Below are 22,600 nucleotides of genomic sequence, written 5' to 3' on the forward strand. Positions count from 1 at the left end.
GGTACCATTGGTTAATTGATGGTCCATTGTTATTCTCTGCTATTTAATTATCTACTACTTTCTCTCGACAGTTAAGTCCGTCGCTTTTATACGGTCGGATTATTGGCTGTCGAGATCAAACTTGATTCAATGAGGCTTTTTATATGCGTTTCCAAACTAAAGCTCTTTTCGCCACCTTGATGCTTGCCAGCGCAAGCTCTGCATTTGCTGCCAGCACTGCTGATCTAAAAGTGATCGGTACTGTTATTCCGGGTGCGTGTACTCCAGTGTTCGCGGGCGGTGGTGTGGTTGACTACGGCAAAATCTCAGCAAGTGATTTGTCTGCGACCGCCACTTCAAATCTGCAGTCGCGTCAAATTGCTTATACCATTACTTGTGATGCACCTATCGTAGTCGGTACTTCTTGGGTCGATAACCGTTTGAGTTCAGCTTCGTTGGTGAATGAACAGGTATTTGGTCTAGGTACTCAGGGTGTCAATAAGATTGGGTTTTACACTCTCAGAACCGTACCTGGCCAAACGCTGGCTGATGGTGTCGTTGCGGACAGCATTGTTTCAGACGGTCTGAGTGGCGTTTGGATTCCAAGCGCAACAGACGCTAACGTGATCACCCAAGGCGCCAGGAATCGCATTTACTCTTTCGCAGCGCCAGGTACCTTGATCCCGGCTGCCCACACCACTTATTCAGGTGCTGTGTCTGTTGCCGCTAGCATCGCACCGACCAACACGCTTGATTTGGCTACTCCGATCACGCTGGATGGCTTGTCTACCATGGAAGTACGCTACCTGTAATTTGAGCGGCGCGGTGCCATCGGCTAAGCCGATGGCTCGCTAGGCATTCCGGCGTTTAATTCAAAATTCTTCCTCGGCTACTAGGTCAAGTAGTTACTGCTTTCTGTAACTAAACGGCAAGTTTAAACTTAATGTTCGTGAGGTTTTTATATGCGTTTCCAAACTAAGGCTGTTTTTGCTGCCTTGATGCTTGCTAGCGCAAGCTCTGCATTTGCTGCCAGCACCGCTGATCTTAAAGTAATCGGTACGGTTATTCCTGGCGCGTGCACTCCAGTGTTTGCTGGTGGTGGCGTAGTTGACTACGGAAAAATTTCAGCCAGTGATTTGTCGGCTACAGTTGCTTCACCCTTGCAGGCGCGTCAAATTTCTTACACCATTACCTGCGATGCGCCGATTGTGATCGGTACCTCGTGGGTAGATAACCGCCTTAGTTCCACAACACCGGTTTCAGAGTCCAAGTTCGGTTTAGGCACTCAAGGAACTGCGAAGATAGGTTCGTATACAGTCAGGACCGTACCGGCACAAACTCTGGCCAACGGCGCTGTCGCAGATAGCATCGTATCTGATGATGGTGTCACCTGGCATACCAGCGCAAGTTACGGTAACGTGATCACCCAAGGCGCTCGTAATCGCGTGTACTCTTTTGCAACGCCTGGTACGTTAATCCCCGCTGCATTCAGCACCTACTCGGGCGCGCTGTCGATCGTAGCAACTATCGCACCCACCAGCACGCTGAATATGGGAAGTGCTATCACGCTAGACGGCTTGTCCACCATGGAAGTCCGTTACCTGTAATCAGTGATCCGAGCAATGTTAAACGTCAGACGATGTGATCGCATTGCTCGCTTCTCACTCTTGGTTAGCACAGATAACCAATGGTTTAAAAGAACCAAAACCCAATGGCTCTTTTCGGTTGGTATTTATCAAACCCGCGTAAGGTAAGGTTCTATGCACGTCCATACAAATTTGTTTCTGGCATCCTTGATGCTAACAAGCGCAGGGTCGGTTTCGGCCGCAAGCACTGCTGATTTGCGTGTCATTGGTAGCGTTATTCCAAGCGCTTGTACGCCGTTGTTTGCTGGCGGCGGCGTGGTCGATTATGGGCATATTCCTGCTGGTAGTTTATCTGCCACCCTGCATACAGCGTTGCAAACGCGTAATGTTTCTTATTCTATTATTTGCGATGCGCCCATTCCCATAGGAATCTCTTGGGTAGACGACCGCCTTGGCTCGGCTTCCATACCCGGTGAAACCGCTTTTGGACTGGATAATCAGGGAGCAAATCGTATTGGGTTGTATACGTTAAGGAATGCGCCCCGCCAAATGTTAGGCGACGGTAAGTCAGTCGATAGCATCACCTCTTTCGGGTACAGCGGCGTATGGGTACTGGGCTCGGCCAATGGCGACTACTTTGGTCAGGGTGCCCGCAATCCGATTTACTCATTTGCTAAACAAGGTAATTTAACACCCACGGCCTATACGACTTACTCCGGTGCGGTGTCGGTGACAGCCAGTATCGCACCGACCACAACGCTCGATATGACCGCGCCACTTATCCTTAATGGATTGTCCACCATGGTTGTTCACTACCTCTAACGCCAACTACCAATGCCTACCGTCAAATAACATTGCCGGTATTATTGGTTTGCCTAGCTGCTGGTCTGCATATCGCCTGCATCTCAACCACGATTCAGCACGACTTTATATTTTTTACTCGCCACACCACTATGTTCACATTTAAGTAAATTAAATTATGCGTTTACATATAAAAATAACGCTTGCTGCTGTGATGGTTGTCAGCGCGCATACGGTATTGGCTGCAAGTACCGCCGACTTGCATATTGTGGGTACGGTTGTTCCTGGGGCATGCACTCCAGTTTTTGTTGGGGGCGGCGTTGTAGATTACGGTAGTATCGCCGCTTCCGATTTATCCGCTACGACCAACACTACACTGCAGCCCCGTTCACTTGCTTATACCATTGCTTGTGAAGCGCCGGTCGTGATCGGTACCTCTTGGACGGACGACCGCTTAGCATCAGCGTTATCGGTGAACGAGCAAATATTTGGTCTAGGGAGCCAGAGTTCGAATAAAATTGGCTACTACACAGTTAGGAACGTTCCCTCTCAAACCTGGGCTGATGGTGTCTTAGTCGATAGCATTAGCTCCGACGGCGGCAGCGGCTTATGGACGTCCAGCGCAGCAGTTGGCAACGTAATTACTCAAGGCTCCAGGAATCGTCTTTATTCTTTCGCAGCGCCTGGCACCTTGATTCCGGCCGCGCATATGAATTACTCCGGGGGATTGACGATTACGGCAACCATTGCTCCTACTGGCACGCTGGATATGACCGCTCCAGTTACGTTGGACGGCTTATCGACCATGGAAGTCCGTTACCTGTAAATTTTTCCTTCCGCGCGCCCACTTAGCTGTGGGCGTCGGCTTCTCAAGTATTGCGCATACGCCCCTCCCGCTTAAGCATGCATCGCTATGCTCCCGTTCTCAGTAAAATCGCTGGGAAATTTCCTACAAGCCCTTGCGCTGATTCGTACCGACGGGCAACGGCTATCCCTTTATATTGTGTGCATCAGGCGGCGGTAGAGATCAGGGCATACAAAGCGCGATCACTCACCCCAAGTCTGAGATTCAATAAACACTTTGTCATTTAATACAATTAACGAACGCGTACCTCTGCGCGTATCAATACACGCTCATGTTTTCGCGGTTGAGAATCCAATGAGCCTTTACCTCTTCTGGAGTTTAACTTGAATACTTCTGCAAAGTTGACGAGCGTAGCGTTTTCTTTCTTGGCATTGATGGCCGCCAGTAACTTATCTAGCGCTGCCGGCATGGTGCCTGAAACGTCCGTAGTCATGGTCAGCGTAGCAGACGGTGAGGGTACGATTAATGTGACTAACACCGACAGTAAGGCCGCGTTGCTGTACACCTCGCTTGAAAATCTGCCAGAAGATACCGAAAGCCTCTTAGTGGTTACGCCACCGGTTGCTCGGGTAGAAGCCGGCGAGAAACAACTGGTACGTTTTATTGTTCAGTCGAAAACCCCGATTACTACCCAGCGACTGAAGCGTGTGAGCTTTGAAGGTATTCCACAGAAGGGTGCAGACGATAAGCCAACAGTAGGGATAACGGTTCGTCAAAACCTGCCTGTCCTGCTTTCACCGGCTGATTTACCTGAGAAGGCAGACACGTGGACGGTCTTAAAGTGGAGTGTAAGTGGTCAAATGCTGACAGTAAAAAATGACAGTCGCTACGTCGTACGCCTTAATCAGCAAGTAAACGTGTTGCCTTCAGATATCAAGTTGGCACTTCCGCGTACTTATATATTGCCGGGCGAAGCTCACACGTTGCAATTGCCAGCCGGGAAGTCAGTTGCGGATAACTCGACTATTCGTATCTACCCGGCCAGTGCTTATGGTTACGGTAATAAGCCTTTCGACGCTGCACTCAGCAAGTAATTCTACTCTAACTTCTCAGGCGGTGATTCTCATGACTCTGATACCTACGATGGCGTGTACTGCGCAAACAACCATGCGCACCGCCAGCACGTCCGTACCGGGCATGCAGTTAAAACCGTTGATAGCAGTGATAGCTGGGTTACTAGCCTACAACGCACAAAATGCGAACGCGGCATCGGCTAACGCGGTTCCGACTGCAGTTACTGCATCTTCCAGCAAAGTGGCGCCTGACGCCTCGTTTGACCTGGACATGCTGAAAAGCCGCGGCATGGACGTTAAAGTTGCCGATTTTTTCCGTAAAGCTCCACGCTTTACTCCAGGAAAACGCCGAGTCTATCTGCTGGTAAATGGTAGCGAACGGGGCAGTGTCGAAGCCACCTTTGATGCGCAAGGGCAGCTGTGTTTCAACACCGCCCTGCTGGATCAGGCCAACTTGATGGTCCCAGCGAGCCGCTTCAAACTAGTGGTTGATAAAGCCGTTTCAGCCACTGACTGCTACGATTTTGTGGCCGCTTTTCCGCAGACCGAAATCGAACTGCGCCCCGGCCGGGAAGAGGTTTCACTGGTAGTGAGCACTGACGCACTGCGTCCGTTAAGCGATGATTATGGCGTCTATCAAACCGGCGGCACAGGTGGATTGTTTAACTACGAAGTATTGGGCCAAAACACTCAGTTTTCTGGTGGTGAAAGCCGGTATTACGCGACCAACACCGAGATAGGTTTCAATGCCGGTGACTGGATTTTGCGCAGTCGTCAGTCCTTGACCATGCAGAACGACACTCGCAACTTTCAATCGCTGTATACCTATGCACAGAAGACGTTTGTTCCTATCAAGTCGACGTTGCAAGCTGGTCAAATCAACATCCGTAATTCGGTATTTCCAGGTTCGGCGATAACGGGTTTGCAAGTCGTGCCTGACGCGGGGCTGCAGGGCAAGGACCTTGGTGGCGCAACAGTCGAAGGCATTGCTCAGAGTCAGGCACGTGTAGAAGTTCGGCAGGCGGGGGCACTGATTCATACCTCCCTGGTGCCCGCCGGTCCTTTCAAGCTAGCCAATGTACAAGTGTTGAACGGCTTTACCGATCTGGACGTGAGGGTTATTGAAGCCAACGGCCAGCAACGCAGCTTTACGATTCCTGCGGCCTCGCTGGGTAATGTCTCAATGAGTGCTCCGGGTTACTCAATGGCGGTCGGTAAGGTCCGTACATTTCAGGATGATGAAATGGACTCGCCAATGGTAGTCACCGGCAGCGGTGGCTGGCTTTTAAGCCCGAGTAATAAGCTGTCGAGTGGCCTGATGGCCAGTTCCAATGACTACCAAGCAATGGCGTGGACACTGGACTCAAGCTTGACGCCAACCAGCTCGGTTAGTTTTCGTAATACCGTCTCTCGATCGGGCGACGAAAAAATAACTGGCACCCAAGCAAGCGTTAGTCTCAGTACCAGCTTGTCGAAAAATGTCACTGCAGGCGTCAACCTGACTCGTCAAACTCAAGGCTTTCGCGATTTGCTCGATACCACACGGGTACAGACAGATGGCTATACCGATGGGCTTGCTAAACAACAGTACGGAGCTTCCCTCGGTTGGAGCAATGAGACGTTGGGCAGTTTTTCAGCAGGCTACTCCACGTCTACATCGTTCGGCGGCCAGCAGACTCAGGGTGTAAACGCTGCCTGGAGCAAAAACTTTAAACGCGCTACCGTCAGCCTTAACCTTGAGCGCAGCCTAGGTGAAACAAGTTACGACAACGACTACTTGAATCTTGGCGGAAGCAGTACCAGTTCCAATATTAACAACGGTACCGCTATGTACCTCAGCGTGAGCGTACCGTTGGGTAACAACCGTAGCGTTCGCAGCTACGCCAATAAACGTAACGGGAATACGCGTTTCGGTGTCACGATGGATGACAGCAGCAATGATCTGGCAACTTATACCATCAATTCAGAGCGTGATACGCTGAACAAAGAGCAGGACTTTTCGGGTAACGTAAATATGTTGCCGCGTTATACCCAAGTTAATGTGGGTTACGCACAGAACGGCTCTGACAGTACCAGCTATACGGGCCAAGTACGTGGCGGCGTAGCCGTTCACGATCAGGGTGTTACATTTTCACCTTATCAACTGGCAGATACGTTTGGTGTCGCTAAGGTAGGCAAGGTCTCTGGTGTAAAGCTAAATACGCCGAGCGGTCCAGTATGGACGGATAAACAGGGTAATGCGGTGATCCCACAACTCAATGCCTATCAGAACACTCGTGTTGAAGTTGAAACCAAGAGCTTACCGCGAAATGTCGATATCAAGAACGGTTTCAAATCGGTGTCCGCCGGCCGTGGTGCAGTCAGTAAGTTAGACTTTCCCGTCGAAGTTTCTCGCCGGGCACTCTTACAAATCACTGACGCTAATGGTCAGTTAGCGGCCAAAGGCAATTCAGTACTGGACAGCAAGGGTGATTTTGTTACCGCGGTCGTTGAAGATGGAAATGTATTTCTGAGTAATGGGCAATTAAACGAATCGTTGAGTATCAGTTTGGGCGGTGGCAAAAGCTGTGCGATTCATTACCAGCTCCCGGACGTGGCTGATTTGAAAGTCTACTTTGAAACTGCGTCAGCTATCTGCACCCCCAACTGATCTATTCTTTAACATTAAATTCAGGAAAAACCACCATGAAAACGTTAAAGCAACAATGGAAATTAACTTCAGTCACTCTGTTAATGCTTACCGGGTTGCTGGGTACTGCCCAGGCCGTTGCCCAAGATTGCCAGGTAAGCTTGAGTAACTCGACAGTGGACTTCGGACGCGTTATTCAACCCAGCACCAACGATGCGCTGAATGCTGGAAATATGCACGCCTTGGGGGATCGGGTGATCAGCCTCAACGCCATATGCCCGAGCGGTTCCAAAGTGGTATTGAGTTTGCGTGGTGCCCAGCAGGGCGAACAGTTTAAATTTGCCAAGCAGGGAAACATTAGAGTGAGCCTCAGTAATGCCCAGCTTGATGGTCGCCGTGTTGAACTGGCCCAGGTTAAAACGCTTGGTGCCGGTCCGAGTGCAGCCGCCCCTTCGATAGTGGCGTCGCCCGGCGATCAAGTCATTCCAGTGAGCGGCGGGTTGCCAGCGGAGGGATCGGTATTGTCGGTCCAAATTGAAGTTCGGCCGACAGTACCTGTCGCGGAACTGAGAACCCGCGATGCAACGACGATGGAATCAAACCTATCGTTTGAGGTTAAGACGTACTGAGTTTTTAAACCAGTCACGGTGTCATGGTCGCCAACTTTCTGGTGATCCTAAGCCGCGGCAGAAAAATGTCTAAGGCTCTGCCTGACTATGGAAAACGCTGGGAAATTTCCTACAAACACGTAAGCCGTTTCTCGCTGACGAACCCTGATTATCTTCCTATAGTGTTCCTGTCGTAAGTTGGTATTGAATGTTAAAAATCTCATTTAACCAGCCTGTATTTACTTGGCGATGCGATACAGCATTCTTTACGGGTCTTCAGGTGTTATCACGCGTAAAAATTTAGTTCCTTCCGACAACTAGTCTTGCGCTCAGGGTTGCGATGCAATTGTCGCGATTCCGTTTGTAAACGGTTCACAGCGCATATTCTGCGACGTGGGCTGCCGCCCATTGATCACAAGAAAGGAAACTGTATGTCTCGCCTGCCCAAATTCGCACTGTCGCTTGCTGCCAGTGCCGTCATTGGCGCTATTGACCTACAAACTATTAGCATGGCCAATGCAAGCACGCCGCCTGACATAGTGTTTGATGGTGATACTGTTAACACCACAGATGATAATGCGCCCGGTATAAAAATTTCGGGTAGCGGCCTCAACGTGTTGATTAATGAAAGTTCCGTGGCTACCGGCGGGAGCTATAGCGACGGCGTCTTGATCCTTGGGGCCAACGACCGTGTAGAGGTCGACGGTTCAACAATTGCAACATTAGGTGAGTCGAGCCACGGTTTGAATTTTGCCGGGGCCCGTGGTGCGGGCGTGATTAATAATACCCAGATTATTACCAGTGGCGATAATGCCTTCGCCTTGAATATGGGACAGGGCGGTAGCCTACAGATGGACGGGTTGACGTTGACGACTGCGGGGCGCTTTTCGTCTGCGATCAATTTGTTAGACGACAGCACCCTGGACTTGCGTAACAGTAGTATCGATACAGCGGGTTCCAGCGCCCACGGTATTTACCTGTTAGGCCTTAACGACCAACGGCGGGCAACCGCGACATTGGATAACGTTGCTGTCAATACAACGGGCAATAATGCTTACGGTATTAACGTTAACCGCAACGCTACGGTAACTGCCACTGATGTGCAGATCGCTACTGCCAGTTCGAACGCCTATGGCATTTGGGTACCCGACGAAGACAGCGTGCTGATTGGCAAAAACGTCGACGTTGATACCCAGGGTGCTGGCGCGATTGGTATTTTTACTCAGTTTGGCGGTACCGCGAGCCTCGACGGTGGCACGATTAAAACCGCGGGTATCAATGCCTATGCCTTGTACGCTGGTAATCAGTCAGCGATCAACGGCCAGAATCTTTCTGTGCAAGTCGGCGCGAGCAGCGTCGGTGCATTTGCCAGTGATAGCTCCACTATCACATTGGACAAGACCGATCTGTTCAGCAGCGAAGCCGCCATAGGTTTGGCGGCTTATTCCGGCTCGACAATTGACATCAGTAACTCCACTGTGCGCTTCGATGGCGATGCAGCACGCGGTGTGCAGGCCAACAACGGTGGTACGTTGAACCTGGACAACGTCGCTGTCAGCGCCAATGGTGTAAACGGCATGGGTTTGCAATCGTTGGCCACCGCTGGCGTCAGCAACAGCTTCAATCTGAACAACAGCTCCATCTCGGCTGACAATGGCCGCGGTATGAGCGTGCAGGGCGGCAGCGCCGTCATTGATTTGAGCAACTCTCAAGTCAGCGCTAATAACTTGCTAGTCGCTAAAAAGCGTCAGATTGCGGATGGTTCGTTTGTCGATACACAAGATGTACAGGTCACGGCCAGCGGTTCACATCTGCAAGGCGCTGTTAACATCGATGCGTTGAACTCCAGTCTGCAACTAACGGACAACTCCACCCTGACGGGCACCATCCACGGCCTGGACAAATTAGGCCTCAACAACAGCCAGTGGCAGATGAATGGCGACTCCACTGTCGGCCAGTTGGCATTGAATGACGGTGTGGTCAAGTTTGGTGGGACACCTTTCAGCACCTTGACCGTCGCCGGCGACCTCACGGGCAGCGGTAGTTTTCTGATGAATACCGACTTGGCCAGTTTGCAAGGTAACTTGCTTAAAGTTGGCGGTGTCATTGAAGGCAGCCATACCTTAATCGTGGAAGACTCAGGCAACGAACCCGCTGCCGCCAATGGCCAATTGCTTTTGGTGGACGGCAACGGCGGCGCAGGGCGCTTCGGTCTTTATGGTGAGCATGTCGATGCCGGTGCGTTTCGCTACACCTTGCAGCAGAAGGGTGACGACTGGTTCTTAGTGAACACTGCCGCAGTGCCGGTTGATCCAGTCAAGCCGGTTGATCCAACCGACCCAGTAGACCCAGTAGACCCGGTGCGTCCGATCGACCCAAGTCCGGAACACCTGTCCGCCGGAGCCAATGCGGCCATTGCCTCACAGACCGCTGCCGCTACGTTATGGAGCGCGCAGATGAACACGCTCGTGAAGCGTTTGGGCGAATTGCGCATGGGCAAGGATGGCGGTGGGGTGTGGACCCGCGCCATTGGCAATAGCTACAACATTTTTGAGGGTTCAAGTCGTGCCTTTAGCCAGAATAACAGCGGTGTAGAAATCGGCGCCGATAAGGCTATTGCACTCAAAAGTGGCAAAGTTTACCTGGGCGCAATGGTCGGTACTGCCCAGTCGAACTTGAATTTCGGTGAAGGCGCGTCCGGAGAGATCGACAGCAAAATGGCTGGCGTTTATGCGACCTACTTGAATGACAACGGCATCTATGTCGACACCGTCTTGAAGTACAGCCGCTTCAACAGCGACGTGAAAATGCTGACGAACCTGGGCAGCGGCGTACGCGGCTCCTATGACGCTAACGGTTACGGAATGGACGTTGAGGTGGGCAAGCACATACCGCTCAAAGACGGTTGGTTTGTTGAACCTCAGGTAGAAATTACCGCCACCCGCACCGAAGGCGGCAATTACACAGCCAGCAATGGTCTGCGGGTTAACGCTGACGATATGGATTCGCTGCAAAACCGGGTTGGCTCTTTATTCGGTCGTAACCTAGAGTTCGATAACGGTATCAAGGCGCAGCCTTATGTAAAGGCGTCGTACATCACCGAACATGCGGGTTCTAGCCATGTAACGGTCAACGATATAAAGCTTAACTCTGAACTACTAGGCAACCGTGTGGAACTGGGGTTTGGCGGCATCGTACAGGTCAGCGAAAAAAGCAAGATCTCAGTGGATGCGGAGTACGCCAAGGGTAATAACATCGAACAGCCTTGGGGCGTAACAGTCGGCTATCGCTATATGTGGTAACTCAGTAACTTCCCTTTTGCCCAGCTTCGGCTGGTTTTTTTTCAATTCTTTTTTGAGTCGTGAGTAGGAAATTTCCTACAAGCCTTAAGGCCAATTCGTCGTTTTTTCCAAGCGCGAGTCGCGCATTATTAATCACCGCGACTTAACGAGAGCCTTACCGATGTCAACCCAAGCGCTACGATTGATTGTCCTTGAAGATCATGCATTTCAACGTTCGATTGCAGTCAATATGCTTCGCCAATCGGGCTGTGCAGAGGTATTTGGTGCTGCGGATGGCGTCGAAGCTTTGGCCATTTTGCGTGAGGTTGGTCCGGTGGATATCGCGCTTTGCGACCTGCGCATGGAAGGCATGGATGGCCTGGAGTTTATGCGGGAAGTGGGCGATTTGGGGTTAGTGAAGTCGATCATTATCTGCAGCAGCGTGTCGCCTGATTTACGTCGGGCCGTAGGCCAGATCGTCTCGTTGTCCGGCTTGGAATTACTCGGGGATGTCGGTAAGCCACTGAGGCTTGATCCGCTGGAGAGCTTGCTGAAAAAGTATGTATACCGGCCTCCGGTCGAAATACGTCCAGCCAATACAATTGATCTGCCCAGCGAGGCTGACGTGCGTCGCGCTATGGCGGCCCAAGAGTTCATCCCGTACTTCCAGCCGAAATTTAACTTGAGGACCGGGGATGTCAAAGCGGTTGAAGTACTTGCTCGCTGGCAGCACCCAACCCTAGGCATATTGCCGCCTTCGCTTTTTCTGCCAACCATAGAGCGTTGCGGTTTGATGGACGACCTGCTGTTTGGGCTGTTAAAGAAAAGCATGTTGTTTCAGCGCCGACTTAAGAATGCGCAGCATTGCCTTAACCTTGCCTTCAATCTGCACGCCTCACAGTTATCTAACACTGATCTAGTCCCCACGATTAAAACGCTGCTCGCTGAGCACAATGTGCCTGGTTCTGAGCTGACCTTTGAACTGACCGAAAGTGGGTTGCTGGAGATTTCAGCGGCGAATCTGGATTGCCTGGTTCGTTTGCGCATGATGGGCTGTAGTTTGTCTATTGACGACTTTGGCGCTGGGTTTTCATCGTTGCAGCGGCTGTGTCAGTTACCGTTCAACGAGCTGAAAATCGACGCAGAATTCGTTCGTATGCTCGCCTACGAACCTCGTTGTGAGGCGGTAATCAGAACGACGCTCGCACTGGGCGATGCGCTGGGGTTGTCGGTAGTGATTGAAGGCATAGAAACCGAAGAGCAACGCCAGCAGTTGCTGGAATTAGGTTGCATCGAAGGCCAAGGTTACTTGTTGGCAAGGCCCATGAACGGCTTGAAATTGCTGAGCTGGCTGGATGATCTCCGCCTTGCCCAACGCCATAGTTATGGAGAGAACTGGTAGTGTATTTAATCAATAAAACCCTTCGGATAATGGTTGCACACGAAGACCAATCTCAACGTTTGTCCATTGAAAAGCATCTAAACACGCTTGGGTACTATCGTGTCGCGCCGGTCACTTCTTTCAGGGAGGTGGTGCTGCTAAGCCAACTGCCGGGCAAAGCGTTCGATCTGCTCATTGTCAGCCGAGCGCTGTACGTAGCTGGCGAGCAATGCACGTTCTTCGGCGATAAAAGGACCCCGAATATTCCGAATATTTTGATTTATGAAGATGAACAGTTTTTAACCAGGCAAGGGTTGGAGGTGAGCCGAGGCACTCTTCAGCACGGTAGAGCCTTAGCTGTTTAGCAGGGCATAGTAACGTTGTACTCAGAGTTTCCGGTTACACCGGAGGCCAACTAACTTGATATATGGAGCATTTGATGAATATTCATCGTGGGCACGCTGTTGTCCGGATTGCCGCTGTTCTGTTGTTTACCGTCGGTGTTGCGACCTTAAGTGCCTGTGCCAGTGCACCGGTACCAGACGAACAGATAACGATGTCCAAAGACGCACTTAATCGTGCTATCTCCGCTGATGCTACCCAATACGCTCCGCTGCAGATGAAGTCGGCGCAAGACAAGATGTCGCAGCTGGATCGGGCCGTTGGCGAAAAGGACTACGCGAAAGTTCGCGTATTGGCACAGCAAATTGAAGTCGACGCCAACTTGGCTGAGCGCACTGCGCGTACGGCGCGTTCCATTCAGCAATTGAAAGCGGCTCAAGACGGTATCAAGGTGTTGAAGCAAGAGATGCTGCAAGCGCCGGCAACCGATTCAAACTCTTCGATCACTGAAACCTTTTAAGGAACACAGCATGCGTACTTCTTTGATACTACCAATGGTCTCAGTGTTAGGTTTGACGCTCGCGGGCTGTGCTGCTACGCCAGAAAACCCAAATTTGCTTGAAGCCCGTGCTCAGCTCTCGACGCTGCAAAGCAAGCCTCAGTCCAGCACAATGGCGGCCATTGAAACCAAGGATGCTGTTACCGCAGTGAACAAAGTTGAGCAGACTTCGGTGTTAAATCGCAAAGATCCGAAGATTGATCAGCAAGCTTATATCGCTAGCCAGAAAGTGGCCTACGCCGAGCAGACGATCCTGGGTCGCGAAGCAGAAGCTGGTTTGAAAAACATTGATGTGGAGCGCACCCAGGTTCGTCTTGATGTGCGTACACAGCAGTTAAAAGCGCTGCAGACCATGAAAGCCAAGCCTACGGAGCGTGGGGAGGTTATTACCTTCGGTGATGTACTGTTTGACACCGGTAAGTCGGATTTGAAGAGCAATGGCCAGCGCAACTTCCAGCAGTTGGCTGAGTTTCTCTCGAAAAACCCTGAGCGCCAGGTGCGTGTTGAAGGTTTTACCGACAGCGTAGGTAGCGACAGTTCCAACCTGGCGCTTTCGCAGCGCCGCGCCGACGCCGTGGCCTGGAGGCTGCAGCGACTGGGTGTTAGTGCTGACCGGATCATCACCAAAGGTTACGGTGAAAAGTATCCAGTGACTGACAACAGCAGTGCAAATGGCCGTCAGTTGAATCGCCGGGTTGAAGTGATCGTGTCCAATGATTCATCCGCAGTAAAAGCACGCTTCTGATTTGATTGCTGCACCGTCCATCCTGAAGTAATCAGGCATAAAGAAACGCTCCGGAAGATGCGCCAAGGCATCTTCCACTTTTCCCCGTCTTCACTGAACCCCGGTGTTGACGGGGTTTTTTTATTAAATATTTAGTTAGGTTTTTACTGGGTTGATATACGCTATGGCTTCTTAGTTTTTTACATTCGGACACAAGTCAGGATTATTAAAGATTATCGTGCAACATAATTGTAGTAATAGTAGCGCGCGCTTTACTTTTGCTCTAATAACTCTAAGGCAGCACCTTGAAAGATTTTCCTACAGTGTGTTTCTCTTCTATTGTTTGCCTGCAATCCGCTATAGCGCTCGCTGATAATACACCGCTAAGGTAGGTCTGAAGTAGGCAGACGTTTTAAATCCATTCGTTTTTCAGGACTCAAAAACGTTGATTCAATCGAAAACCAGACCTTTCCCTCGCTCAACTCTTCTTTTCCCGTCGAGCAAGCGCTTTTTAGCGCCCATTGTCCGCAATACAGGCGTACCTCTCCTGTATTCAGCAGTCGTTTTCGCATCATCCACAGGTTGGGCAGAGCAAATAGTGTTGTCTGCTGCGCAGTGTTTTTGATCAGGCCTCGCAAGCGTACTTTCGTATAACCAAATTGGCGCTTGATCACTCGAAACGGGTGCTCAACCTTGGCGCGCAGTTGGGCTTTCGCGTATTCGATTTTGCGACGCATGCGCCCAATCAGGCTCTTCTTTGCATGCTGCTATAACTGCTGGGCCGAGCGGCAATCGACCAGATTATTTGACGATCTTGATGCTAGGGGCGCTTTTCGACACCGGTGTAACCGGCATCGCCAGAGACGTAAGTTTCTTCTTCATGCATTAGCTGATCGACCTGGGTTACGTCCGCCACATTCGCCGCAGTGCCCACCACGCTTGTACCAAACCGGATTCAGTATCGACACCGATGTGCGCTTTCATCCCGAAGAAATATTGATTTCCTTTCTTCGTCTGGTGCATCTCAGGGTCACGTTTTCCGTCCTTGTTCTTGGTCGAACTCGGCGCATGAATGATCGTCGCATCGACCACGGTGCCTTGGCGCAGCAACAAACCGCGGTCGCCCAAATAGCCATTGATGACCTGCAAAATCCCACCGGCCAGCTCATGTTTTTCCAGCAGTCGGCGGAAATTGAGGATCGTGGTTTCGTCCGGAATCCGATCCAGATGCAGCCCGGCAAACTGGCGCAGAATCGTGGTTTCGTAGAGCGATTCTTCCATGGCCGGGTCGCTATAACCGAACCAGTTTTGCATTAGATGAACCCGCAACATGGCCATCAACGGATACGCCGGACGACCGCCTTCACCCTTTGGATAATGCGGTTCGATCAAGGCAATCAAGCCCTTCCGGGGCACAACCTGATCCATTTCAATCAGGAAACGTTCACGGAGGGCCTGTTTACGTTTGCCTGCGTACTCGGCATCAGCGAAGGAGATTTTCTTCATCGGGGCTCAACCGTTCAGTGCTTGGGACTGGCGTACTTCACCAGATTTGGAAGTCTTTTTCAGGGTTTCCCTAAGGCATTTTGACGTCATGTAGGTAACCCGTCGCTAATCCCTTATGATGGCGCTCACTGTGTAAAGCATTAGTAGGATTTCATAAGATGAGCCCCGAGCATCTTGCAATATCACTTTTTTCAGGTGCTGGTGGCTTTTCCTATGGTTTTTCTCAAGCAGGATTAAAGCCACTTTTCGGGGCTGAGATTAACAAGGATGCATGCCTTAGCTACGAGCTGAATGTCCAAAGTCCTTGCCATCAGATTGATTTGGGAACTGTGGATCCTAGGATTCTGAAAAGCATGGCTGGTGGAAAAAAGCCATTTGTCATTATTGGCGGGCCACCCTGCCAGGGCTTTAGTACAGCGGGACCACGTAATGCGGAGGACCCTCGGAACCGTCTGATTTTCAATTATCTGGCCATCGTCGAAGAGTTGGCGCCTCGTTGGTTTATTTTTGAAAACGTTGAGGGCCTTCTTACTTCCGGAAGTGGCCAGGATTTGGTTCGTCTCGTTAAAGAGTTTGTACGGCTGGGGTACTCGATCAGACTTCAAAAAGTTAACTTGGCAAGCTATGGGGTTCCTCAAACCCGAAAGCGGGTGCTCATAATTGGCAATCGTCTCGGTATCGACTTTGAGTTCCCGCCTGAACTGTATTCATACGACAGCGGCAAGGCAAAGAAGGTGTCCGCCGGACTGCCGATGGCGCCAACTCTTGATACTGCGGTTGAGGGGCTAGGGGCGCCGGTCTTCAATAAAAAAGACATTGCGCGCTATCGCTCCTCAGAGCCTTCCAGTTTTTTTGATGCTGAAATGCGGCATGGAAACAACATGCCGGGAGTTACCCAGCATTTTCAGGGTGCGGACAGTACTGGGAAGGGGCAGGTTGAGTTACTGCTGCCCGGTCAGACAATGAAGGATCTTCCGCCTGAGCTGTGGCATGAAAGTTTCAAGCGCCGAGCCAACCGCCGTGTCTCCGACGGGACACCCACCGAAAAGCGGGGCGGGGCGCCTTCTGGTATCAAGCGGCTTCACGGCAATCTACAGGCGCTGACGATCACGGGTGCAGCAAGTCGAGAGTTCATACATCCCCATGAACATCGTCCACTTACTATTCGTGAGTGTGCTCGTATTCAGACCTTCCCTGACTGTTATCAATGGGAGGGCAATAGCTCAAGCGTCATTCAACAGATTGGCAATGCCGTGCCACCACTCGCAGCCCGTATACTTGCCCGCCATATTCAAGAAGTGGATGGACGTTTTGGCTCGGGCTTGGGGCATGCAGCACAGTTTGGCAGGCCTGGGTTATTGGGCTTCGTACTCACAGAAGCCGCTGGAATGAGCCCTGCACTTAAAACAACACAAGCCCTGTTGACGTGCCTTCATCAAGGAAGTTTTGAATTCGATGCAACCTAAAAAACATCGGCTTAGCGCAGAAAAGTCAAAGCAGCTAACGCGCCTTATCACAATCACCAAGACAGCCAATATGAAGGCTGTCATGGATCCAAGCGAACTTGCAAAGATCATCGCTTTGGTCGCTACCGACATTGGTGTGGCGGGACCTATGTCAGAAGCTTTTCCTCAGCTATGGGGAAGTATTGCTCCACAGGCAGAATACTATTCGTTGAATGTGGGATGGTTTACTGAGCCTGATGTCGCGATCACCACGTTTGACGTAGTGGATTTACTAAACTGTGGTGAAGAGTTGGATGAGGACTTTCTGACCTATCTGAAGTGCCTCACTGAGTTGCACAAACGCAGGCGTAAGTACGGGCTCATATTGCAGCGTCAGCCCTTACCCACCATGGTCCAGGTTTCGCCTAGAGCGTTAATGGAATACGGTCCTGAGTTTGAACCTGAAGCGTTGGCGTCATGGCTAACCTGGCGTAAGTTTTTCTACGATTTGGACAACCGTTCGGCACAGGAAACCGGCTATTTGTTTGAGCCGATCCTCGCTTCTGCCATCGGCGGCGAGCCTAAGTCTGCACGTGAACGAGTCGTCCGTCGCAGCGGTGATCAATCCAAGGGGCGCCAGGTTGATTGTTGGAAAATAATGCCCGACGGCACGGCCCTCGCTTACGAGTTGAAGCTGCGAGTTACAATTGCAGCCAGTGGGCAAGGTCGTTTTGCAGAGGAGCTTTCGTTTGCGCAAGACTGTCGCGCTTCAGGTGTGAAGCCAGTGTTGGTTGTGCTTGATCCTACTGCGAATGGCAAGCTGACGGGGTTGCAGGCGGCCTACCGAGAAGTTGGCGGCGAGGCCTATGTTGGAGAGGCCGCGTGGGAGCACCTTGAGTACGAAGCAGGGCCAACAATGGCAGCGTTCATTGAACGTTACGTTCGAACGCCCGTAGATGCGGTGACGGCGTTTGAGACGTTAATTGGTGGTGATTCAACCAAGCGAAGTCTCATCCTGCTCGACTTGGCAGCGAAGTTACAGGGTAATGAATTGACTATCACGTTGGGTGACCATGAGCGGCGTATTGAACGACACGAGGATCCGTCGTTGGCGGAGGACGACGAGTCAGACGAAGACTTATGAGAATGCCTTACTTGAAGGGCTTTCTCTAAGTAGACAGTAAGGTTTCGGCCCCATAGATGAAAATCTACGGGGCTTTCTTGTTTTGTATGTTCCGTCCGGCTTCTAAATCTCCTTAACCGGCGTCCCCTCCTGAACACCCTTGATCAAACCGATCACATGCAAACAATCCGTCTTGTTCACATAAGACTCGCCGCTGGCAACCGTCTCATGATTCCCCGCTCGTAACCGCCAGCGCCACTGTCCTTTACCGGTGCTTGGTGTGCCTTTGGATTGCCTGTAAATCTCGAAATACATTCAGCTCGCTCCCTGCGATTCGTCGACTGCGACAACCTGTGTGTCGCCTGCATGCAAGCCTAGCGGAGCTGGTTTATTTGGCCAACGGGCATTTGTGTCCAATGATTTGAGGGCTTTTCCTACATTCACGTTGGGTCTGGGTCGATGGCCAAAACCGCCGCAGTTTCGCCCTTGCATCACCTCACGTGCTGCTGCTGCTTAATACGATCCGACCCAAGGCGCTGAAAAACAGCTCAGTGGCCGAAAGCTGTAAAAAACTACTATAAAAAAGAGCAATAAATTGACTCATCAGCACGGAACGCAGTTGGCCGGCCATGTAGCGCTTTCGCTTGTCATCCCCGTATTTAATGAAGAGGCGACGATTGATTTATTCGTCGCGCGGATTACCGACGTCTTTAAGGATGAGGCCCTGTTCGGGCTGGAGATGGTATTCGTCAATGACGGCAGCACCGATGCCACGCTGGATCTGCTTTTGACGCACCAGCAAGTTGATTCGCGTGTTTGCATCGTCGACTTGAGTCGCAATTTCGGTAAGGAAGCGGCGCTGACCGCTGGCTTGCAGACGGCAACCGGCCAAGTGGTGGTGCCGATTGATGTCGACTTACAGGATCCTCCGGAAGTGATCCTGCAAATGATTGCCCTTTGGCGCCAAGGTTTCGAAGTGGCGTTGGGTCATCGGGTGAGTCGCAAGACCGACTCCTGGGCCAAGAAAACCTCGGCCAATTGGTTCTATCACCTGCACAATAAAATGTCCGATCAGCCGCTTCCAGCAAACGTCGGTGACTTTCGGCTGATGGACCGCTGTGTGGTGGATGCCCTCCAGACGCTGCCAGAATCGCGGCGATTTATGAAAGGTTTGTTCGCCTGGGTAGGATTCGCACCACTCACATTGATTATGAGCGTGCGGAGCGAGTGGCCGGCGAGAGCAAATTCAACGGTTGGCGACTGTGGAATTTTGCGCTGGAAGGGATTACCAGTTTCAGTACCGACCCACTTAATATCTGGACTTACCTGGGGTTGTGCGTGTCAGTGGTGTCGTTCGCATTTGCGCTTTTTATTGTTCTGCGCACGTTGTTTACCGGAATTGATGTTCCGGGCTATGCATCACTGATGGTCGCGGTGACTTTTCTCGGTGGACTGCAATTGATTGGCATCGGGGTGCTCGGCGAATACTTGGGGCGCACTTACATCGAATCAAAACGCCGGCCGGTTTATCTGGTGCGTCGCGTCTATAACGCCAAGGACTGAACCATGGACCTCAAGGAAACCGACATCCTCGGTTCAAGCATTGACCAGCCTTGATATTACGTGTCAAAGGCGGCAGCAACCATGCGTTTGCTGGGCGATATCCCGATCAAGAAAATTCTTGATGTGGGCGCAGGTTCGGGGTTCTTTACCCACAATTTGCTGACTCAAACAGCCGCCACCGAAGCCTGGTGCGTGGACATCAGTTATGACGCGGACTCAGATGCCTCCACCGCGGGTAAACCGGTGCATTTCCGGCGCGAGATGAGTGCGGTGGACGCCGATCTGGTGCTGTCGATGGACGTGCTAGAGCATGTCGATGACGATGTTGGGCTGCTCAAAGCTTATGTCGATAAAGTCCCATCCGGCAGCCGTTTTCTGATGACGGTGCCTGCGTTTCAGTTTCTCTGGAGCGAGCACGATGATTTTCTTGAGCATCGGCGTCGCTACACCTTGCCGCAACTGGAAGCTGTGGCCAGGAAGGCTGGTTTGACGGTGAAGCGAGGGGTTTACTATTTCGGCCTGGTGTTCCCGATTGCTGCGGCGCTGCGACTGCTGCCAAAAGGCGCGCCGCTTTCTGCGCCGCACTCGCAACTCAAACAGCATCATCCGCTGGTGAACACGATTCTGAAGTCGATGTGCAGCATCGAGCTGCCCTTTATGGGCGCGAATCGCTTGGCCGGTCTGACGGTGTTTGTGCTGGCGCAGAAACCATGATGTCAGCCGAAAAATCGGCGCTGATCAAAAGAGCGTTGAGGTTCGCGGTGACCGGGTTGTTTGTCACCGCTCTTCACGCGCTCATCGCTGTGCTGTTCATCAATTTCGTGATGCCGATCCCGCCCCTTGCTAACGGCGTGGCATTTGCCGTGGCGACCGTGGTGCCCTACCTCATCAATACCACCTGGAGCTTTTCCGCCCGGCTGCACGGTCGCACGTTGCTGCGCTTCATGATGGTCTCGAGCGCAGGCTTTTTGCTGGCGATGTTCGTGGCGTGGGTCGCGCAAATGGCCGGGCTCAATTATTTGCTAGGAATTTGCGCAGTCGCGTTGACCATTCCGGCGTTCACCTTTGTATTGCATAACTTCTGGACGTATCGATGAAGGATTCAGGCAAGCGCCTAGCGGTCACGCTATTACCGTTGCTGATCGGGGTGTTGGCATTTTTTCTGGTCATTGGGCCGCGGGCTCTGAATCCACAGAATATTAGTTGGTTGAGCAGTGGTGACCCAGCGACGCATTATCTGGGCTGGGTGTTTTTCAGGCAGTCGCCGTGGACCTTCCCGATTGGCCTGAATCCGGCCTACGGGCTGGAGTTGGGTAATGGCATTATTTTTTCTGACTCCAATCCGCTGTTGGCTTTTTTGTTCAAACCGTTTGCCTCGTTATTACCGGAGCCTTTCCAGTATTTCGGAATATGGTTCCTCGCCTGTTTTGTCCTCCAAGCGTGGTTCGCCTGGAAACTGGTGGGGCTTATCACACCTAGCGTCAGCCTACGTGCCGCCAGTACGGTGCTGTTTCTGTTTGTCCCCCCGATGCTCATGCGCATGCCGGTGCATTTGTCGCTGGGCGGGCATTTTCTGATTCTTGCCTCGTTGTACCTGAGCCTGAATCCGCTGCTGCGCAAACGACGTCTGGCGTGGGGTGCATTGCTGGCAGCGGCGGCATTGGTCCATGCGTATTTCCTGGCCATGATCGCACTGATCTGGATTGCCGATCTCGCCGCCAGGTACTTCAAGCAAACGTTGAGCCTGCGTGCGGTCGTCATCGAGTTGGCGCTGCTGTTTTCACTGGTTAGTTTCTGCTGCTGGCAAGCGGCGTATTTCACCGTGGGCGGCGATGGTGCGATTTCAGATGGCTTCGGTTTGTATCGCGCCAACGTGTTGTCGTTGATCAGCCCCGACACTTCGTCCTACGTATTGAAGGATATTCCGGGAGTTTCAGGTGACCGCGAAGGCTACGCTTTCCTGGGGCTGGGCCTGTTGTTCCTGGCCATCGTTGCGTTGGTCGGTTGGCTTCAAGGCCACACCGGGTTGGGGGCCGCAGTGCGTAAACGACCATTTCTGCTGCTCGCTTTAGCGGGCCTGGCGATTTTTTCTTTCTCAAACCACATCGCCATCGGAACGCTTGAATTTACCTACCCTTTGCCTCCTGCGGTCATCTCCATAGCGAACATTTTTCGTGCGTCGGGGCGGATGTTCTGGCCGGTGTATTACGCCGTAATCCTGGCGATCGTTTTCCTGGTGATTCGGGCTAGCCGGCCAAGAACTGCAACGTGCCTGCTCACGATCGCGCTGGTGCTACAGGTGGCTGATACCCATAGCGGCTGGTCGCTGGTGCGCAAGATGCTGATGGTGGAACCGGCCTCTGAGTGGGCCACGCCCTTTGTCGATCCGTTCTGGAAAAGTGCGGCTTCTCACTACCGAAAAGTGCGCTGGATCGTGCCGCAAAATCTCTCCCCTCAGTGGATGACCGTCGCCGCTTTTGCGGGTAAATACGGTTTGTCTACCGACGCCGTGTATCTGGGACGCATGGATTTTAACCAATGGCGGCAGGTCGATCAAAAGGCGAACAAGGCGTTCGCTACGGGGAAATATGACGCTGACTCGCTGTACTTGCTGGATGATCGCGCACTGCTGCGGGCGGTCCCAACGGTCAATACCCAGACCGATCTTTTCGCCAGAATCGATGGCTTTACAGTGCTGGCACCCTGCTGGAAGCAGTGCGCTGATTGCCCGCAACTGATTGCGCAGGTTCCGCCAACAGATTTGCTTCCAGCCATCGAGTCTGGGCAAAAAAATCTGTTCACTGTGGGCGGCAAAGGCAAGATTTTACTGGCCTCGGGGTGGTCCGATCCTGAACTTTGGGGCACTTGGTCTCAAGCGTCCCGCGCCGAAGTGGTGTTTTGAGTTCCCACATCCGCACGCTTGCTTCGACTTGAGGCCACGGCGTTTCTTCCCCCAGACCATGCGCGACAGACTGTCGTTGTCAGCGTCAATGACCTACCCGCACTGACGACGGAACTGGATAAGACCGATGGTAATGTGATCGACGTGAACCTCAGCGCGGCAATGCAAGCACGCATCTCGAGCCAAGGGATGCTGCGTTTGCAATTGCAGTTTGCTGACGCGGTCAGTCCATTGGACTCGGGTATGGGTAGTGACGCGCGCAAAATTGCGTTGGGCTTGAAAGCCTTGACGGT

18 protein-coding genes and 2 pseudogenes are annotated in these 22,600 nt (G+C 52.0%); 18 read left to right on the forward strand and 2 right to left on the reverse strand.

Annotated elements, in window-relative coordinates; translation table 11 throughout:
• The first annotated feature begins 143 nt into the window (after positions 1-143).
• From RHM68_RS06625 to RHM68_RS06680, 12 genes are all read left to right on the forward strand, one after another.
• Entirely contained in the window at positions 144-791 is a 648-nt protein-coding gene (locus RHM68_RS06625) for a DUF1120 domain-containing protein (protein ID WP_322221125.1), read from the forward strand.
• A 150-nt stretch (positions 792-941) separates the two neighbouring features.
• Positions 942-1,586: a DUF1120 domain-containing protein gene (locus RHM68_RS06630; RefSeq protein WP_322221127.1), complete on the forward strand. Its 645-nt coding sequence runs from the start codon at positions 942-944 to the stop codon at positions 1,584-1,586.
• A gap of 153 nt (positions 1,587-1,739) precedes the next feature.
• Positions 1,740-2,387 carry a DUF1120 domain-containing protein gene (locus tag RHM68_RS06635; RefSeq protein ID WP_322221129.1) on the forward strand — a complete coding sequence of 216 codons (648 nt, stop codon included), beginning with the start codon at positions 1,740-1,742 and terminating at the stop codon, positions 2,385-2,387.
• A gap of 157 nt (positions 2,388-2,544) precedes the next feature.
• A complete protein-coding gene (locus RHM68_RS06640) occupies positions 2,545-3,192 on the forward strand; it encodes a DUF1120 domain-containing protein (RefSeq protein WP_322221132.1) in 648 nt (215 codons plus the stop codon).
• Between the two features lie 362 nt (positions 3,193-3,554).
• Entirely contained in the window at positions 3,555-4,265 is a 711-nt protein-coding gene (locus RHM68_RS06645) for a fimbria/pilus chaperone family protein (protein ID WP_322221134.1), read from the forward strand.
• A gap of 31 nt (positions 4,266-4,296) precedes the next feature.
• Positions 4,297-6,894, forward strand: a complete 2,598-nt coding sequence (locus RHM68_RS06650; RefSeq protein WP_322221137.1) for a fimbrial biogenesis usher protein — start codon at positions 4,297-4,299, stop codon at positions 6,892-6,894.
• A 35-nt stretch (positions 6,895-6,929) separates the two neighbouring features.
• On the forward strand, positions 6,930-7,502 hold the full coding sequence (locus RHM68_RS06655) for a hypothetical protein (protein WP_322221139.1): 573 nt from the start codon (positions 6,930-6,932) through the stop codon (positions 7,500-7,502).
• A gap of 302 nt (positions 7,503-7,804) precedes the next feature.
• Positions 7,805-10,783: an autotransporter outer membrane beta-barrel domain-containing protein gene (locus RHM68_RS06660; RefSeq protein WP_322221141.1), complete on the forward strand. Its 2,979-nt coding sequence runs from the start codon at positions 7,805-7,807 to the stop codon at positions 10,781-10,783.
• 160 nt (positions 10,784-10,943) lie between these two features.
• Complete coding sequence (locus tag RHM68_RS06665; RefSeq protein ID WP_322221143.1) at positions 10,944-12,164, forward strand: EAL domain-containing response regulator; 1,221 nt, start codon at positions 10,944-10,946, stop codon at positions 12,162-12,164.
• Positions 12,164-12,508 carry a hypothetical protein gene (locus RHM68_RS06670; RefSeq protein ID WP_322221145.1) on the forward strand — a complete coding sequence of 115 codons (345 nt, stop codon included), beginning with the start codon at positions 12,164-12,166 and terminating at the stop codon, positions 12,506-12,508. The genes RHM68_RS06665 and RHM68_RS06670 overlap by 1 nt, the downstream gene beginning before the upstream one ends.
• Positions 12,509-12,582: 74 nt before the next feature.
• The gene (locus RHM68_RS06675) at positions 12,583-13,005 is read left to right on the forward strand and encodes a DUF4398 domain-containing protein (RefSeq protein ID WP_322221147.1); all 423 of its coding nucleotides are present in this window, start codon (positions 12,583-12,585) and stop codon (positions 13,003-13,005) included.
• Between the two features lie 10 nt (positions 13,006-13,015).
• The gene (locus tag RHM68_RS06680) at positions 13,016-13,789 is read left to right on the forward strand and encodes an OmpA family protein (protein WP_322221149.1); all 774 of its coding nucleotides are present in this window, start codon (positions 13,016-13,018) and stop codon (positions 13,787-13,789) included.
• 512 nt (positions 13,790-14,301) lie between these two features.
• Here RHM68_RS06680 and RHM68_RS06685 read toward each other — a convergent pair.
• A pseudogene (locus tag RHM68_RS06685) lies at positions 14,302-15,274 on the reverse strand (IS5 family transposase); the annotation flags it as partial.
• A gap of 158 nt (positions 15,275-15,432) precedes the next feature.
• Between RHM68_RS06685 and RHM68_RS06690 the strand changes: the two are divergent.
• Entirely contained in the window at positions 15,433-16,740 is a 1,308-nt protein-coding gene (locus RHM68_RS06690) for a DNA cytosine methyltransferase (protein WP_322221152.1), read from the forward strand.
• The gene (locus RHM68_RS06695; RefSeq protein WP_322221154.1) at positions 16,730-17,863 is read left to right on the forward strand and encodes a hypothetical protein; all 1,134 of its coding nucleotides are present in this window, start codon (positions 16,730-16,732) and stop codon (positions 17,861-17,863) included. The genes RHM68_RS06690 and RHM68_RS06695 overlap by 11 nt, the downstream gene beginning before the upstream one ends.
• 102 nt (positions 17,864-17,965) lie before the next feature.
• On the opposite strand, the gene RHM68_RS06700 is transcribed toward RHM68_RS06695, so the two are convergent.
• Entirely contained in the window at positions 17,966-18,157 is a 192-nt protein-coding gene (locus tag RHM68_RS06700; RefSeq protein ID WP_322221156.1) for a YegP family protein, read from the reverse strand.
• 280 nt (positions 18,158-18,437) lie between these two features.
• On the opposite strand from RHM68_RS06700, the pseudogene RHM68_RS06705 reads away from it, so the two are divergent.
• From RHM68_RS06705 to RHM68_RS06720, 4 genes and pseudogenes are all read left to right on the forward strand, one after another.
• Positions 18,438-19,405: pseudogene (locus RHM68_RS06705) on the forward strand (glycosyltransferase family 2 protein).
• 60 nt (positions 19,406-19,465) lie between these two features.
• Positions 19,466-20,119: a class I SAM-dependent methyltransferase gene (locus RHM68_RS06710; RefSeq protein WP_322221158.1), complete on the forward strand. Its 654-nt coding sequence runs from the start codon at positions 19,466-19,468 to the stop codon at positions 20,117-20,119.
• Complete coding sequence (locus RHM68_RS06715; RefSeq protein ID WP_322221161.1) at positions 20,116-20,502, forward strand: GtrA family protein; 387 nt, start codon at positions 20,116-20,118, stop codon at positions 20,500-20,502. The genes RHM68_RS06710 and RHM68_RS06715 overlap by 4 nt, the downstream gene beginning before the upstream one ends.
• Complete coding sequence (locus RHM68_RS06720) at positions 20,499-22,307, forward strand: DUF6311 domain-containing protein (protein ID WP_322221163.1); 1,809 nt, start codon at positions 20,499-20,501, stop codon at positions 22,305-22,307. The genes RHM68_RS06715 and RHM68_RS06720 overlap by 4 nt, the downstream gene beginning before the upstream one ends.
• Positions 22,308-22,600 lie beyond the last annotated feature (293 nt).

Source organism: Pseudomonas sp. DC1.2 (genome assembly GCF_034351645.1).
Taxonomy (GTDB): domain Bacteria; phylum Pseudomonadota; class Gammaproteobacteria; order Pseudomonadales; family Pseudomonadaceae; genus Aquipseudomonas.

Excerpts from the sequence above, each read along its gene's own strand:
- RHM68_RS06625 (WP_322221125.1), top strand. The coding sequence starts at position 144 with ATGCGTTTCCAAACTAAAGCTCTTTTCGCCACCTTGATGCTTGCCAGC.
- RHM68_RS06630 (WP_322221127.1), top strand. The coding sequence starts at position 942 with ATGCGTTTCCAAACTAAGGCTGTTTTTGCTGCCTTGATGCTTGCTAGC.
- RHM68_RS06635 (WP_322221129.1), top strand. The coding sequence starts at position 1,740 with ATGCACGTCCATACAAATTTGTTTCTGGCATCCTTGATGCTAACAAGC.
- RHM68_RS06640 (WP_322221132.1), top strand. The coding sequence starts at position 2,545 with ATGCGTTTACATATAAAAATAACGCTTGCTGCTGTGATGGTTGTCAGC.
- RHM68_RS06650 (WP_322221137.1), top strand. The coding sequence starts at position 4,297 with ATGACTCTGATACCTACGATGGCGTGTACTGCGCAAACAACCATGCGC.
- RHM68_RS06655 (WP_322221139.1), top strand. The coding sequence starts at position 6,930 with ATGAAAACGTTAAAGCAACAATGGAAATTAACTTCAGTCACTCTGTTA.
- RHM68_RS06665 (WP_322221143.1), top strand. The coding sequence starts at position 10,944 with ATGTCAACCCAAGCGCTACGATTGATTGTCCTTGAAGATCATGCATTT.
- RHM68_RS06675 (WP_322221147.1), top strand. The coding sequence starts at position 12,583 with ATGAATATTCATCGTGGGCACGCTGTTGTCCGGATTGCCGCTGTTCTG.
- RHM68_RS06680 (WP_322221149.1), top strand. The coding sequence starts at position 13,016 with ATGCGTACTTCTTTGATACTACCAATGGTCTCAGTGTTAGGTTTGACG.
- RHM68_RS06690 (WP_322221152.1), top strand. The coding sequence starts at position 15,433 with ATGAGCCCCGAGCATCTTGCAATATCACTTTTTTCAGGTGCTGGTGGC.
- RHM68_RS06695 (WP_322221154.1), top strand. The coding sequence starts at position 16,730 with ATGCAACCTAAAAAACATCGGCTTAGCGCAGAAAAGTCAAAGCAGCTA.
- RHM68_RS06700 (WP_322221156.1), bottom strand. The coding sequence starts at position 18,157 with ATGTATTTCGAGATTTACAGGCAATCCAAAGGCACACCAAGCACCGGT.
- RHM68_RS06715 (WP_322221161.1), top strand. The coding sequence starts at position 20,116 with ATGATGTCAGCCGAAAAATCGGCGCTGATCAAAAGAGCGTTGAGGTTC.
- RHM68_RS06720 (WP_322221163.1), top strand. The coding sequence starts at position 20,499 with ATGAAGGATTCAGGCAAGCGCCTAGCGGTCACGCTATTACCGTTGCTG.